The sequence below is a fragment of the Bacillus sp. FSL W8-0920 genome (genome assembly GCF_038593215.1).
Taxonomy (GTDB): Bacteria; Bacillota; Bacilli; order Bacillales; family Bacillaceae; genus Bacillus; species Bacillus pumilus.
The window spans coordinates 2,901,459-2,917,347 of record NZ_CP151974.1 but is presented as its reverse complement, the minus strand read 5'-3'; the positions used below and the strand labels follow the sequence as shown (position 1 = coordinate 2,917,347).

Sequence of the window (15,889 nt, the reverse complement as noted above, 5' to 3'; positions counted from 1 at the left end):
GTACTTTAATTATCTACTACATTAGTAAACTAAAGGATTTCGGGGGTTTCACCATGAATGCAGTTGTTTTAGCGGTTGTTTTAATGTTGATATTAAGCTTGCTGCGGGTCAATGTGGTCATTGCCCTCGCACTTGGTGCTTTAGCTGGCGGACTTGCAGGTGGATTAGGCCTGGGAGGAACAGTGGAAGCCTTTACTGACGGGCTCGGAGGAAATGCGACAGTGGCAATTAGTTATGCGCTTTTAGGGGCATTTGCTGCGGCGCTGACAAAAACGGGTCTTCCAGATGCCATGGTTGAAGGAGCAGTGAAGCTTTTAGGAAAAGAAGGCGACTCAAGAAGAAAAACATTATCAAAAGTACTGATCATTCTTGTGATTTTGATCGTATCTTGTTTTTCACAAAACGTCGTTCCTGTTCACATTGCCTTTATTCCGGTCTTAATTCCGCCATTATTAAAAGTGTTTAACGAGCTTCAAATTGACCGTAGACTGCTAGCGTGTGTCATGACCTTCGGACTCACTGCACCATATATTTTACTTCCAGTCGGTTTTGGACAGATTTTCCACGGAATGCTCCGTGACAATATGAAGGATGCAGGTCTAGCTGTGAATTTAGCAGATATTCCATATGCCATGCTGATCCCTGTTGGGGGGATGGTGCTAGGATTGATTGTCTCTCTTTTCATGTATCGTAAGCCAAAAGTATATGAGGATCGCGATATTACAGATGTAGAGAAATCAGCCTATACGACAAAAAGTCTATTCTTTGCCGGTCTTGCCATTCTCGTGTCATTGATTGTCCAGCTTTATCTGTCTCAAAGCCTTGGCGTGGAAGGGATGATCTTCGGTGCACTCGCAGGACTGCTTGTCTTGTTTGTGACCGGAATGATGAAACGCGATGAAGCAGATCAACTGATTACATCTGGCATGAACATGATGGCATTTATCGGTTTTGTCATGCTTGTTGCGGCTGGATTTGCCAACGTTTTAACCAAAACAGGAGACATTGAAACGCTTGTTAAAGCATCTTCACAATTTATCGGCAACAGCCAGAGTCTCGCGGCCATTTTAATGCTGCTTGTGGGTCTGCTTGTGACAATGGGGATCGGATCATCATTTGCCACGATTCCTATTATTACGACCATCTTTGTTCCACTTTGTTTACACCTTGGATTTAGTCCAATGGCGACCATTGCCATTATCGGTTCAGCTGCGGCTGTTGGTGATGCAGGTTCACCTGCAAGTGACAGTACGCTTGGACCGACATCTGGATTGAACATGGATGGACAGCATCACCACATTTGGGGTACATGTGTCCCGACTTTTATCTATTATAATATCCCACTTGTTCTATTCGGCTGGCTTGCAGCGATTATCCTGTAAGATGAAAAGCTTGTAGAGAAAACGATGATGTTTTTTCTATAAGCTTTTTTGTTGTTCACAAGCGAAAAAATAATTAGGACTAAAGTATGAATTAAATGAATCTTTCTTCCTCTATCTTACGTATATATGCTGATAAAAACGAAAAGGGGAAGATGAGAGATGTCATTTTTTAAAAAGCTAGTGGCAAGTGCAGGGATTGGTGCGGCAAAGGTAGATACCATTTTGGAGAAAAACACTTATTATCCTGGACAAGAGGTAAGGGGAACTGTCCATGCAAAAGGCGGGAAAATCTCTCAGGACATCCGCTATATCAATGTCAAGATTCAAACACAGTATGTGATTGTGAAAGATGATGAAGAGCATAGAAAATATGTGAATATCTTTACTTTACGGGTGACGGATTCTTTTATCATCCAGCCTGGCGAAAAGCATGAATTTCCGTTTTCATTTATTCTTCCTATCGATACCCCGATGACGATCGGAAAAGTAGAAATTGCAGTAATGACAGACCTTGATATCCAAGGAGGAATCGATAAATCGGACTATGATCGCATTTTCGTTGAAGCACATCCTTGGGTGAGAAATGTACTGGAGGCCACTAGAAATCTTGGCTTCCACCTGAACGAAGCGGACTGTGAACAAGCACCTTACTTCCAGCGTCGTCTGCCATTTGTTCAAGAATTCGAGTTTATTCCGACATCAGATGACTATCGTTATATGCTTGATGAATTAGAGCTGATTTTTCTGATAGATGAAGGCGGATTAGACATTGTTTTCGAAGTTGACCGCAGAGCAAGAGGACTCAGAGGGTGGCTTGAGGAGATGTATCATGATGGAGAACAGCTTGTGCGCTACCGCTTCAGTCCATCAGACCTTGAAGATGTAGAAGTGCTTGAAGGGATGCTAGAAGGAATCATCGACCAATACGCTGAATAAATGATGAAAAAAGAGCCTAAATGAAGATAGGCTCTTTTCTCTATGTTCAACTTGTAGATGATGTCTGCACTTATGATGCGGCTTGTTGTTTTCGAAAGGACGTAGCTTTTGAAACAGAGCGATAAATTTTAGGTGCCAGCATCGCAAGTAATATCGTCAATGCGTAATCTTTCACCATAAACCAGATCATAAAGAACCACGTGGTTTGATAAGAAATCGGGGCATTCAGCCACACATTTAATGCGAGGTACGTATAAGTCGTTCCGATCACATACATGACGGTCGTACCTGCAATAGCTGCAAGTAAAAAGCGGCCAAATCCAGGATTTTTTCTTTTTTCTAAAATGAATCCAGCTAGCCAGGCAGCAGGAATATACGATAAGACAAAACCACCGCTTTTGCCTAAAATCACCCCAAAGCCTGCTGAAAACTGTGCGAATACAGGTGCGCCAGCAATTCCGACCAAGGCATATACAATCATCGCTAAAGCACCAAGCCGTCTGCCGAGCAAAAGACCAGCAAGTACACAAAAAAATGGCTGCATCGTAAGTGGAATTCCGCCGACCTGTAAAAACGGCACAATGGATGTGATATTCGCTCCAATCGCCATGAGTGCAGCAAACATTCCGACTAGCACAAAATCAGCGGTTCTTGTTTTCTGTTGCATGATGTTTCCCCCTGTCTTATCTGTACAAATAGATTAAGGGGATGAAGGTTATTTGTCAACCTGTTTTTAATATTGGTTAACAATAAAACCCGCCCATCAAAAGGGCGGGTCTGTATTAAGCTTCTGTCATAGAGGACGCATCGATCGCTTGATGAACAGGTACATAATCATAGCCGAGATCACGAGCGACGGCTTCATATGTGATATGTCCGTTCATGACATTGACACCTTCTGCGATGGCTTTGTTTTCTTGAATGGCTTTTGCAGCGCCTTTATTAGCAATTTGCAGTGCGTAGGGAACGGTGACATTTGTTAAAGCAACAGTCGATGTCCGTGGAACTGCTCCAGGCATATTGGCGACAGCATAATGTAAAATACCGTGTTTTTCATAAGTAGGTTGATCATGTGTTGTGATATGATCTATGGTTTCGACAATGCCGCCTTGGTCAATGGCTACGTCTACGATGACGGAACCGGGCTTCATTTGCTTCACCATTTCTTCCGTCACAAGCGTTGGTGCTTTGGCACCTGGGATCAGCACCGCACAAATGAGAAGGTCCGCCTCACTGACTGAATCGGCGATATTGACAGGGTTAGACATTAACGTTTTCATTTGATGACCAAATTGATCGTCCAGCTGACGTAATCGTTCTGCGTTTACGTCAATAAGAGTGACATCTGCGCCAAGTCCAATCGCCATTTTCGCTGCGTTTGTTCCAACAACACCGCCGCCTATAATTGTGACCTTCCCTCTTGATACCCCTGGTACGCCTGCGAGCAAGATGCCTTTACCGCCTTTTGGCTTTTCTAAAAATTGTGCACCGATTTGGGCGGCCATTCTGCCTGCCACTTCAGACATAGGTGTTAAGAGAGGGAGTGATTTTCCGTCCGTTACTGTTTCATAAGCAATAGCTGTGACGCCTTTTTGTTTTAAAGCTTCAGCCAAGGAGGGCTCTGCCGCAAGATGCAGGTACGTAAATAAGATGAGTCCTTCTCTGAAAAATGAATATTCCTCAGGTAATGGTTCTTTTACCTTCATGATCATATCAGAAGAAGCCCACACATCTTTCGCTTGATCAAGAATTTCTGCACCAACAGATACATAATCGTCATCAGTGAATCCGCTTCCAAAACCAGCGTTTGTTTCAATCAAAATCTGATGTCCAGCTGAAAGTAATTGAGAAGCTGCTCCTGGTGTTAATGCCACTCGGTTTTCATTGTTCTTAATCTCTTTCGGAATGCCGATGATCATGTTTATTCCTCCCATGCTTATCTATTCATATTGTATGTCTAGTGTATCCTGAATGTTTAAAAAATGCTTCGGTTGAAATAAAAAATAAAAAAACGCCTCTTTGTGAAATTTCACAAATGGACGTTTTTTAGCTTCATATCAAGGTATATGGTCATTTTCTCATTCATGTTTTTTAAATCGATTTCTGCAATGTCCGTAATGCGTTTTAATCTGTAATTCAATGTATTGATGTGGATGTTTAATTGCTTTGCGGCAATATTGGCATTGCTGTCACAGTCAATAAACCGTTCAAGGGTTTCGACTAGGTTGGAATGATGCCTCAGGTCGTAATCTTCCAGCTTTGATAAAGAGTAACTGGAGTAAGATGAACCCCTTCGTTTTTCAGCGAGGACATCTAAATATTGATAAATACCAAGTTCAGAAAAACTGTGTAAACGTTCGGTTTCAACAGGGAAGCGCTCTTTTGTTTTTAATACAGCCAGTGCTTCTTTATAGGATGGCTGAATATGAGAGATGTTATCGTAAATTCCACCAATCGCTGCTTGAACGTGATGGATATGATAACGATCAGACAGCTGCTGCAGCATGCCGCTTGTGAATTGTTTAATATCCTGCAGTGGGTGCTCTGTTTTTGGTGAGACAAGAATAATGAATTCGTGAAAATCAACAGTCGTTAACAGCACTTGGACTTGCTGTGTTGTTTCAAGCAGATAAGATAGCTTTTTTTCTGTGTCCTCTGTGAGTTCGTCACGAAGTCGGAAGATGATGATGGCATACGTGTCTGGACATCTGATGCCGAGTCTTAAAAATAGGTCGAGCATCTCATCCTTTTCATGAATATGACCTGTGAGCATCTTCCAAAAAAGCTCCTGATTGCGTTCTTCTGTTTTCGTTTTGCGAATTTGTAAGTTAAGTAATTTGTTTTTAACAGCATGTGCTGCCATCTTCAGAAGGTCCATTTCTTCTTCTGAAAAAGGCTGTGTGGATTCAATCGCCCAGATAAATCCGAGTACTTCTTTGTCCTTCCAGATTGAAATGGCAACCCTGCTAGATAAACCCACCTCTGCAATTTGAGGGACACGAAGCGGTTCGTCTGTTTTAAGGAGTGTAGGAATGATGCCGTCCTTCCAAAGCCGATTAATGACCTTTTCCGGTACACGGCGGGAGATAATGGTTGAAGTTCTGGCGGGATCAGTAAAATCATTATGTGTGCTATAAGCGAGCAATCGATGATGCGTATCTTCTATAGTAATAGGGCAATTGAGCACATCACTAATTTGGTCTGCCACATCCTCTAAACGATCAAGACTATACTTAAATGGATCTGTCTTTTTTGTCATAAAAACCCCTGCTTTTTCGAATATTTCACGTACTTACATTATGAAGAGAAAGCGGTACGTAAATCAATAACAAAATGCCATAAATTTAAAAAAGAGATCGCTATGAGAAGCGAGCGTATCATGCTGAAAGAAGGCGAAAAAGAAATAGTACAATAATAACGTAGTAATAAATCAATAGGCGGAAAGATTCAGTGAAGTGTGTCTACACTTATTAAGAATATATGACCAAAAAAATGTTAAATACTAGATAAAAAGCGAAAATACAGTAATTCTATAGACTCATTTTGTAAAATAAAAACAGATTTGTTTGACTGTGTATCATTTCTGTTTTTATAATAATAACGTCAAAAAATAAGTGGATTAGCCCATTATATGGCGGCTATGCACGGGAGGTAATGAGGAATATGTCAGGAATTATTCGCGTAACCCCAGAAGAACTAAGAGCGACCGCTAAGCAATATGGTGTTGAAAGTCAAGAAGTGTTAAACCAAGTTGATCGTCTAAATAGAATGATCTCAGATTTAAAAGGAATGTGGGAAGGTGCTTCTAGTGAAGCATTTGCTGATCAATACGAGCAGTTAAAGCCTTCATTCATCAAAATGTCTGATCTATTAACAGATGTCAGCAATCAGCTTGATCAAACGGCAAATACACTTGAAAGCACTGACCAAGACATCGCTAGCCAAATCCGCGGCTAATCAAAGGGATTTCCTTTCTAAGTGTGAAAAGCAGAAAAAGCGCCGAGTCTGTCAATGGATGCCGGCGCTCTTTCTATTTTGTGAGGTGGAAATTTGTGTATATCGATATTACCATCGACTTAAAAAATTATGATGGCAGTGTGTTTGATTTGAGACTATCAAATTATTTACATATTAAACAAGTCATCCATATCGCCTGGCAGGCAAAACAAATCTCACTTCCTAAGCGAGAAGGCGGCTGGGTGCGAGTAGTCAATAAGAAAGCTGTGTTTTCAGGCGAATATAAGCTGTCAGACTGTGGAATCACCACAGGAGACAGGCTGGAAATACTATGAAAGGACTTTTGTAAATGGCAGATAAAAAGAGTTCCTATTTAGAAGAACAATTAGAAGCAGTGATGAAAAAAGAGGGCGGAACCTACAGCTTCATTTTTCAAAGAGAGACCATTAAACTCTTAGACGGTTTAGAAGCGGCACCGATCAAAGACATCAACCCTTCATTCAAAAAAGAGATTCAATTAACTGAAGATGAGGTCATTATTTCGATTCAACCGCCTCCTGCCTATCAGGAATTTCGTTTCATCCATGCGAAGGATGAAAAAAGCAAATGGATTTTTTCATACCAGCTTGTCGATGCAGTGTGCAAACACGACGTGAAGCGGCTGCATCCTATTGTTTCTCCTGAAAACATTGTTTTTCATCAAGGCTTAGCTACTGCATTTTTGCATTACGGCGTCAAAGAAAGCATCCCGCCATATGAAACGGATGAGCATCGTCTGTTAAAAGAGGTCAAAGCCGTCATTCTTCGAGTGGTGGACCATGAATATCAGTTTCAAGAATATGTGGCTTACAGCGAGACACTGAAATTATCTGAACTGGCAAAAGAGATCAGCGAAACGCAGTCTCTGGAAGAATTGTCTGCCCTGATTCAGCAAAAGATCGAAGCGATTGAAACGAAAGAGAAAACGCTATTGACCATTCCGAAAAAGAAATGGAAGGTCGAACGATATATCGGACTAGGTCTGCTTGTCCTATTAATCCCAGCATTGGTGTACACCATTTACACCTTCTTTTTTGCGATGCCGAAACAAGAAGCGTATGTCGAGGCAAACAAATATTATCTCAACAAACAGTACAGCCAAGTGGTGGATACGTTAGAAAAATATTCAGCCAATCAAATGCCGGTCTCTCTTCAATATGAACTGGCCATTTCGTATGTACAAACAAATCAAGGCAACCTGTTACTCGATCAGCATAAAAAAGAAATCACAGATACATACACATTACAGACTGATCCGCAATATTTCCTTTTCTGGATTCATATTGGACAAGGCAATAGCAAGGAAGCACTTGATATTGCACGGGTACTTGGAGACGACCGGTACATATTTACAGCACTCGTCGCCTACCGCAACGACATTCAAAACGATGACAGTCTTTCTGCGGAAGAAAAACAAAAACAGCTAGATCCGATCATTAAGGAAATGGCGAAATATGAAGAAAAAGAAACAACGGAGACAAGCACCAATGACTCCTCGGGCGCAAGTCAAACAGATGAAACAGCTGAACAAAAAGAGCAGTCAAAAGCCGATCAAGAGAAAAAAGAGAAAGAATCTGAAGCGAAAAAGAAAACCTCTCAGACGAAAAAAGATGAGAAAAAATAATTCTTTCGATACAACTGACAGTTGGTGCTGTCCCATGAGGAGGTGGAGCGTTTGAGTCTTCTTTGGGTTTTTTATGAGGAGGATTATCAAACCGTCCGTTTAGACGAGCAGTTCAATCGAGAAGCTGTGATTGGACCTGAAATAGAGCATACGGTGACAATCCCTTCACTTTCGTTTGATGAAGGGGTCATCCGTTTAACTCCTGATGAACCGAATGATGGCTTTTCCATTTATCAGGGTGAAGAGAAGAAAGGCACATTACTTCCACATGAACCATATAAGCTTGGTACACTGACACTTGTTTTAATGGAAGCACATCATGATCAACACATTTATTACCTAGGAAATAGAGTCGAGCTGTCTTTTTCACGTGAGAACAAAGGTGATATTGATGTGTGGAAAGAACAAGCGCATTCCATGTTTCAAGATGCGAGCCAATTTACTTTGGAGAAAATCGAAGGAACTTGGTATGTCATGCCTCAGGACGAAACGATTTATGTGAACGGGCAAAAAATTCACGGTCCAGAGACAATTGATGCTGGAGATGAGCTGTTCTGGAACTTCCTAACGGTGACATTGAAAGAGGATGATTTATTGCAGGTGACTGCATATGAACCATTTCAAACACGTTTGGAAAAAACAAGAGCACCAAGCACAGAAACAAAACAAAAATATCCTTTATATAGACGAACACCGCGTTTAATTTATGATCTGCCAGATGACCGGGTTTCCTTTAGCTTTCCTTCGCAGGAGAGTGAAAATAGCAGCAGAGGGCTTTGGCTTGTTGTCCTCCCGCCGCTTGTGATGCTTCTTGTGATGGGAATTGTCGCTCTTGTCCAGCCGCGCGGGATCTTTATTGTCGTGTCGATGGCGATGTTTATCATGACGTTAATCACATCGTCTGTTCAATACTTTAAAGAGAAATCACAACGTAAAAGAAGGGAAGAGAAACGGCAGCGAGTCTATTCTCTTTACTTAGAAAATAAACGAAAAGAACTGCAAGAGCTCTACGACCGCCAGCAATATATTTTGACGTATCATTATCCGTCATTTGAACAAATGAAGTATTTAACGTCAGAAATTAGCGGCCGAATTTGGGAAAAAACACTGATGAGTGATGATTTCTTGCAGCTGCGTCTTGGGACGGGCGCAGTCCCGTCAAGCTATGAACTATCGATGAGCGGCGGCGATATGGCCAATCGTGATATCGATGACTTAATGGAACAAACGCAGCACATGCAACAGGTCTATCGTGAAGTAAAGGATGTACCCATCACATTCGGTCTTGCCGATGGCCCAACAGGATTGATTGGAAAGCCAGCCATTGTGAAAAAGGAGCTTCATCAGCTTGTCGGACAGCTTGCTTTCTCGCACAGCTATCATGATTTAAGATTTGTCTTTATTTTTCATGAGCAGGAGTATGAGAAGTGGGAATGGATGAAATGGCTTCCGCATTTCCAGCTGCCTCATACATACGGCAAAGGGTTCATTTACAACGAACAAACACGTGATCAGCTGTTGTCCTCCATTTATGAAATTTTACGTGAGCGTGATCTAGAAGAAGAAAAAGAGAAGAAGATCTTTACGCCTCACTTTGTGTTTATCGTGACAAATCATGAGCTCATTGCGGAACATGTGATTTTAGAATATTTAGAAGGCAGCCGAACGGACCTTGGCATCTCCATTATTTTTGCTGCTGAAACAAAGGAAAGCTTAGCTGAAAATATCTCGACGCTTGTCCGTTATATTAACGAGGAAGAAGGAGATATTCTCATTCAGCACAAGAAAGCCGTCCGAATTCCATTTCAGCTTGATACACATGAGCGCGGGGACAATGAGCTGTTTGCCAGAACGCTGAGAACATTAGATCATCAAGTTGGCATGACCAATTCGATTCCTGAAACGGTCTCCTTTCTTGATCTTTTTCATGCCAAACAGGTAGACGAGATTGGTATTCGTGAAAAGTGGCTCACATCAGAAACGGCCAAATCACTCTCTGTGCCAATCGGTTATAAAGGGAAAAATGACATTGTGGATCTGAACCTGCACGAAAAAGCACATGGCCCGCACGGCCTGTTGGCGGGAACAACAGGATCAGGGAAAAGTGAATTTTTACAGACGTACATTTTATCGCTCGCTGTACACTTTCATCCACATGAAGTCGCTTTCCTATTGATTGACTATAAAGGAGGCGGAATGGCGCAACCGTTCCGGAATATTCCTCATTTACTTGGCACGATCACCAATATTGAAGGCAGTAAGAACTTTAGTGAAAGGGCACTTGCCTCAATTAAAAGTGAATTGAAGAAAAGACAACGCTTGTTTGATCAATATCATGTGAATCACATCAATGATTATACGAAGCTCTATAAGGAGAAAAAGGCTGAACAGGCAATGCCTCATTTATTCTTAATCTCTGATGAGTTCGCTGAATTAAAAAGTGAAGAGCCGGACTTTATTAGAGAGCTTGTCAGTGCTGCACGTATCGGCCGAAGCCTTGGGGTTCATCTCATTTTGGCTACCCAAAAGCCAGGCGGGGTCATTGATGATCAAATTTGGAGTAACTCACGCTTTAAGGTCGCACTAAAAGTACAAGATGCGTCAGACAGTAAGGAGATATTGAAAAATAGTGATGCGGCGTCTATTACCGTTACAGGCCGTGGCTACCTACAAGTAGGAAACAATGAAATCTATGAATTGTTCCAATCAGCTTGGAGCGGTGCGCCTTATATGGAAGATGGCTACGGATCAGAAGATGACATTGCCATTGTGACTGATACTGGACTTATTCCGTTATCAGGGGTAAGCACAGAGCCGGCTGTGAAAAAAGAGACAGTGTCGGAGATTTCTGCCGTTGTGGATGAAATTGAACGTATGCAGCAGGAGCTTGGGATTGAGAAGCTCCCAAGTCCATGGCTTCCACCGCTCGAAGAACGGATTCCAAAATCACGTTACGTGTCGAGTGAAGAGCATGTCTTCCATTTTGCGCTTGTCGATGAGCCAGATCAGCAAAGCCAGCATCCACTTTCTTATCAAATGATGGAGGATGGGAACATTGGGATCTTTGGTTCCTCTGGCTACGGAAAATCACTTGCTGCAACAACACTACTCATGAGCTTTGCGGAGAGATATTCACCTGAAGAATGGCATGCGTATATTTATGACTTCGGAAATGGAACATTGCTTCCGTTGGCCAAGCTGCCGCACACGGCGGATTATTTCTTAATGGATCAAATGAGAAAGATTCAAAAGTCGATGACGCGTCTGCGGGAAGAGGTTGAATACCGCAAGCGTTTATTCAGGCAGCAAGAAATGAGTCATATCAAAATGTACAACGCCTTAAATGAGAAAAAGCTCCCATTCATTTTCATCGTGATCGACAACTTTGACATTGTCAAAGACGAAATGCATGAACTTGAATCTGAATTTATCCAGCTGAGCCGTGATGGACAATCATTAGGAATTTACTTCTTAATTACAGCGACTCGGGTAAACGCAGTCCGTCAATCTCTTATGAACAACTTGAAAACAAAGGTCGTCCATTACTTAATGGATCAAGGAGAGGCGTACTCGATTATTGGCAGACCGAAATTTAGCTTAGAGCCGATTCCGGGGCGAGTTATTATCAACAAAGAAGAGCTTTACTTTGCACAAATGTTCCTACCAGTTGAAGGAGATAACGACCTCGAGCTGTTTGAGCATTTGAAACAAGAGATCCAGCTTCTTCATGATCGCTTTGCATCAGCTGAAAAACCAAAACCTGTACCAATGCTTCCTGATAAACTAACCATTTGGGAGCTAGAAAGTCGCTTAGAAGAACAAAAACAGCCGTATGACATTCCAGTCGGACTAGATGAGGAATCTGTTGCTCCTGTTTACTTTGACTTGAAGAAGAATAAACACTGCCTCATCATCGGTCAAACGCAGCGAGGGAAAACAAATGTGACAAAACTGATGCTTGATCAGCTATTAGCAGCAAAACCTGAGAAGCTAGCCGTCTTTGATTCGATTGATCGGGGTCTCTCTCATTATGCAAAAGAAGAGAACATTGATTACCTTGAAACAAAAGGTGATATCACCGAATGGGCTGAGGAAATAGACCGTTTATTCAAGGTGCGTGAAGAGATGTACGTCGAAGCTGTGCGCCGGGGAGAGACTGATCAGTTGTCGTTCTCTCAAATTGTGCTTGTGATTGATGGCATTACGCGTTTTCAGCAGACAATCGACCCGCGTCTTCAAGATCAATTGGCTGATTTCATGAAGTCATATGCACACCTAGGCTTTAGCCTGATCGCATCAGGAAATCATACCGAATTCAGTAAAGGCTATGATGCACTCACAAACGAAATCAAACAAGTTCGTCATGCTATGTTACTCATGAAAAAATCAGAGCAAAACATCATACCGCTTCCGTATGCAAGACAAGAACCAGATATTCAGCCAGGCTTCGGGTATTTGGTTGAAAACGGGAAAGAGAAGAAAATCCAGGTTCCTTTATGTGCGGTAGAAAGGAAGAGTGTTCAATGACAGAGCAGCAAAAAAGCTCCATCAAAATCGTATCGACCATGATATTGATTCTGGTTCTGCCGGTTTTATTTTTCCACCTTATTGGAGATGATCCGGCAAAACAGAAAAAGAATGCCACACGTAATATTGCTGTGGTCAATGAGGATATGGGAGCGAGCGAAAGTGAAAACACCGCTCGTTTCGGACAGGATGTCGTCGCCGCATTATCAGAGCGTCCAGATTATACATGGACCGTAGTGAACCGCAGTGCGGCGGAAAATGGACTGAAAAGCAGAAAGTATGACGCTGTCCTCTATATTCCGTCTGATTTCTCTAAAAATGTGCTGAGCTATGATAAAGATCATCCTGAAAAGGCATCCATTCAATTTTCCATTCAAGATCAGCTCAATTCAGTCAATAAAGAGAAAGTGCAAAGAGAGCTGGAAAATGCGCAAAAGAAAATGAATGAACAGATGTCAACGTTATACTGGAGCTTTGTATCACAGGAAATCGGCAATGTCAGAGAAGAGTTTGAGCATATTGTCGGTAAAGAAGTCGAATTTCAAAACACGATGTATAACTTCTATAAGCCGAACTCAAACAAACTATCAGACGCTGTTCAGCAGCAGAAGAAACAAATAGAAGAATTAAAAAATGCGATGGCCGATTCGCAGAAACAATATAAAGATGGTCTGAGTACAACAGAAGAAGCAAAGAACCAGTTAAAGGGCTTTGTGAAAGTAGTCGATCAATACCAGCAGTATCAAGACAAACAAAAGGACCTCCTGATCAAAGCGCAATCGACAAACCAAAAACAAATCCAGCAGGGGCTCAAACAGCTCGCTGATATCCAAAACCAAAATGCCCGCAGCTTCAGTGATCAAATGGGTGGACTCAAAACAGACATCAACGGAGTACAAAGTCAGCTAAACACAACGGACAGCGCTATCCAATCTGTTCAAAAGTCGAGAGAAGACGCTATTCCTGATCAATCAAAGGGATTAAAGGAACTTGTGAAGACGTCTCAGGAAGAATTGATTAGTAATTATGAAGCTCAATATCTTGCATACATAGGGGATAAAATTACTCCATTGCAAGAGCAATTGAAAGTTTCGAGAAAGGCATTGCTTGAAGCAGAGAAACCGGAGGATCCGAATGAGGATTCGAATAATCAAGGTGAAGACCAAAAAGACTCGACAGACGATTTGAAAATAAATCTTGAAGAAGAGACGAAGAAATTAACTGAAATCTCAACAGAAATAAATCAAGTGGCAGATGAGTTGTCTGGAAATGAAGAAACGCCACCTACTCCAGAAAATGGTGAAGAAAATCCAGAACAAACTGGGGAAACCAAATCAACGTCAGTTCAATCAAAAGAGCAACTAAAAGCACTATCCCTAAAATTAGAAGAAGTGAAAAAGAATATCGAGGAGAAAACCACAGCTCATAATGATCAATTACAAGGAAAAGTCGATCTTTTGAGTAAAGTATTAAAATCTTTAACAGATAAAATAGATAAACTAGAAGAAAAAATAATAAGAATAGAAACTAGCAACAATAAAAACATAAGTGATATAAAGAAATCCATCATCAAACAAGAATCTGCTATTACAAGAAAATTAGAACGAATAGAAACAACTCAATCTCCATTAAATCGATATACATTGAAAATGGATAAACTTAGAGATTTTAATACAAAATCAGAAAATGCATCAGAATTATTAAAGTATTCAAATGAATTAGTACATTATGAAGCATTACTTAACAGCTTCTATCAAGAGAAGGATCCTTCTTCTTTGGTCGACACCAAACCAGATGAAATCCAGTCCATCCTCTCCATCAAAAAAGAGGAAACAGAAAACTGGGATACGCTCAAAAAACAAATGCTGACGTCAAACGATGATGTGTCTACTTTTATTGATGAGATGCAGAAGTTTTCAGATGGCTATGCAGAATACATTTCGACTCAGCAGGCAAGCATGGAACAGGAATTAAACACAATTTCTGAAAGTGCGGACAATGTTGCGGAGCAAATGGCTGATCAAGGAGATGCAGTGTATACGGCAGACCTTGCAGGCAGTTCTATTGTTGTCAGTGCACAGGATTCAATTGGTCAGGAAGTGCTTCGACTTTCTGAAAATATGAGTTCGTTAACCGACCGCCAAAAAGGGGTGGCGGATTATACGAATAACATTGAAGAGAGTGTGACAACGGTCCAAGAAAAAGCGGATACGCTGAATGAAAACTGGAGCAAGAATGTTCATTCCACGAAGCTTGTTCAGCAAGATTTGAAGGGTATTTTAGGAAACACATTAAGCGATCAAGGCAACAGCAACTATGTGTATAATCACTTAGCCAATCCGCTGAAAATTAGCGGTGATGTACCAGAAGAAAAAACGCAGACTGTACCGCCAGTGGTCATTTTGGTCATTGTGATGATCAGTAGTTTGTTAATTGGCTTTTTCAGCTCGTATTATGCGACAGCTCCGATGCTGGTTAAAGGTGCACTGTTTGGCATCTTAAATCTATTAGTCGGACTCATGATCAGCTTGTTCGGACTGAACATTTACAAGCTTGCAGATGATCAAGCGATTCAGTGGTCCATTTTCACGATTTTACTATTAGTGGCTTGTTCCGCCTTTATTCGCACGGCGTTCCTTTTCGGCTCTATTGCCGGATGGATGGCAGCAACGGCGCTTATTTTCTTCTTTGTCGCACCATTAATTGATTTGGTGATGCCGAATTTCCATTTCACAAATCCAGTGACAGACGTGTACCTGTCCATCCAATATGGAAATGGAGATCACTTTGGAATGGGTGTTATAGGATTAGTGATTTTAACTGTCCTCTTCATGGCCATCCCGCTTGTGACAAAGCTATGGAAAGATAAAACGGAGGAACGTGATGTGACTCATGAGGCTTAATCTGTTCGTGAAAGGGATGGCACTTGGTGTCATGTCCCTTTTTCTCCTCATTCCTGCTGCTTTCGCTGCTGGTGAAGATACGGATACAAATGTCAAGCCGAATGAATATCAAGAAAAAGAACTCAATATTAACTCAAGTATATTGAGGGATCAAACGAAATACGAACAAAGCAAAAAGACATCAACAGTTAAAACAGACATTCATTTTGCTGAACCGCCTAAAACTCCGGGAGGGTCTCTTTCTCCGCAGCTTTTCAGTGATCTAAAAGAGAATCCGCCCAAAACATCAGCTCACATGATGGAAGAGATGAATATCTCTTTTCGTGATGCCGCTGTATCGGCACCTTCTGGAGATGATTATGAGAAGCAGTCATCCGCACTGCTTCCAATCATCTTTGGTTTCTTAATCGTCTTTGGCATCGTTGTGATGGTCATTCTAATTCCAAAGGTGAATGTGAAGGCTGAAAAGAAATAGCCTGTCTCTTTAAAAAGAGGCAGGTTTTTCTTTATGCAGATTGCTT

11 protein-coding genes are annotated in these 15,889 nt (G+C 41.5%); 8 read left to right on the top strand and 3 right to left on the bottom strand.

What is annotated here, in order from left to right:
* Positions 1-53: 53 nt before the first annotated feature.
* Positions 54-1,382 carry a Na+/H+ antiporter family protein gene (locus NSS78_RS14900; RefSeq protein ID WP_003212911.1) on the top strand — a complete coding sequence of 443 codons (1,329 nt, stop codon included), beginning with the start codon at positions 54-56 and terminating at the stop codon, positions 1,380-1,382.
* 159 nt (positions 1,383-1,541) lie between these two features.
* Complete coding sequence (locus tag NSS78_RS14895) at positions 1,542-2,318, top strand: sporulation protein (protein ID WP_212045500.1); 777 nt, start codon at positions 1,542-1,544, stop codon at positions 2,316-2,318.
* 70 nt (positions 2,319-2,388) lie between these two features.
* On the opposite strand, the gene NSS78_RS14890 is transcribed toward NSS78_RS14895, so the two are convergent.
* The 3 genes from NSS78_RS14890 to NSS78_RS14880 form a co-directional block, all read right to left on the bottom strand.
* Positions 2,389-2,985 (bottom strand): biotin transporter BioY, encoded by a 597-nt coding sequence (locus tag NSS78_RS14890; RefSeq protein ID WP_003212636.1) that lies wholly within the window; start codon positions 2,983-2,985, stop codon positions 2,389-2,391.
* Between the two features lie 115 nt (positions 2,986-3,100).
* On the bottom strand, positions 3,101-4,237 hold the full coding sequence (gene ald, locus NSS78_RS14885; protein WP_061409499.1) for an alanine dehydrogenase: 1,137 nt from the start codon (positions 4,235-4,237) through the stop codon (positions 3,101-3,103).
* 110 nt (positions 4,238-4,347) lie between these two features.
* Positions 4,348-5,577, bottom strand: a complete 1,230-nt coding sequence (locus tag NSS78_RS14880) for a PucR family transcriptional regulator (RefSeq protein WP_212045499.1) — start codon at positions 5,575-5,577, stop codon at positions 4,348-4,350.
* A 404-nt stretch (positions 5,578-5,981) separates the two neighbouring features.
* Between NSS78_RS14880 and NSS78_RS14875 the strand changes: the two genes are divergently transcribed.
* From NSS78_RS14875 to essA, 6 genes are all read left to right on the top strand, one after another.
* Entirely contained in the window at positions 5,982-6,275 is a 294-nt protein-coding gene (locus NSS78_RS14875) for a WXG100 family type VII secretion target (RefSeq protein ID WP_003213769.1), read from the top strand.
* Between the two features lie 95 nt (positions 6,276-6,370).
* The gene (locus tag NSS78_RS14870) at positions 6,371-6,610 is read left to right on the top strand and encodes an EsaB/YukD family protein (protein ID WP_003213579.1); all 240 of its coding nucleotides are present in this window, start codon (positions 6,371-6,373) and stop codon (positions 6,608-6,610) included.
* A gap of 14 nt (positions 6,611-6,624) precedes the next feature.
* Positions 6,625-7,938 carry a type VII secretion protein EssB gene (gene essB / locus NSS78_RS14865; protein WP_212045498.1) on the top strand — a complete coding sequence of 438 codons (1,314 nt, stop codon included), beginning with the start codon at positions 6,625-6,627 and terminating at the stop codon, positions 7,936-7,938.
* A gap of 51 nt (positions 7,939-7,989) precedes the next feature.
* On the top strand, positions 7,990-12,465 hold the full coding sequence (gene essC / locus NSS78_RS14860) for a type VII secretion protein EssC (RefSeq protein ID WP_212045497.1): 4,476 nt from the start codon (positions 7,990-7,992) through the stop codon (positions 12,463-12,465).
* The gene (gene esaA / locus NSS78_RS14855) at positions 12,462-15,368 is read left to right on the top strand and encodes a type VII secretion protein EsaA (RefSeq protein ID WP_212045496.1); all 2,907 of its coding nucleotides are present in this window, start codon (positions 12,462-12,464) and stop codon (positions 15,366-15,368) included. The genes essC and esaA overlap by 4 nt, the downstream gene beginning before the upstream one ends.
* Positions 15,358-15,843, top strand: a complete 486-nt coding sequence (gene essA / locus NSS78_RS14850) for a type VII secretion protein EssA (protein WP_050944050.1) — start codon at positions 15,358-15,360, stop codon at positions 15,841-15,843. The genes esaA and essA overlap by 11 nt, the downstream gene beginning before the upstream one ends.
* Positions 15,844-15,889 lie beyond the last annotated feature (46 nt).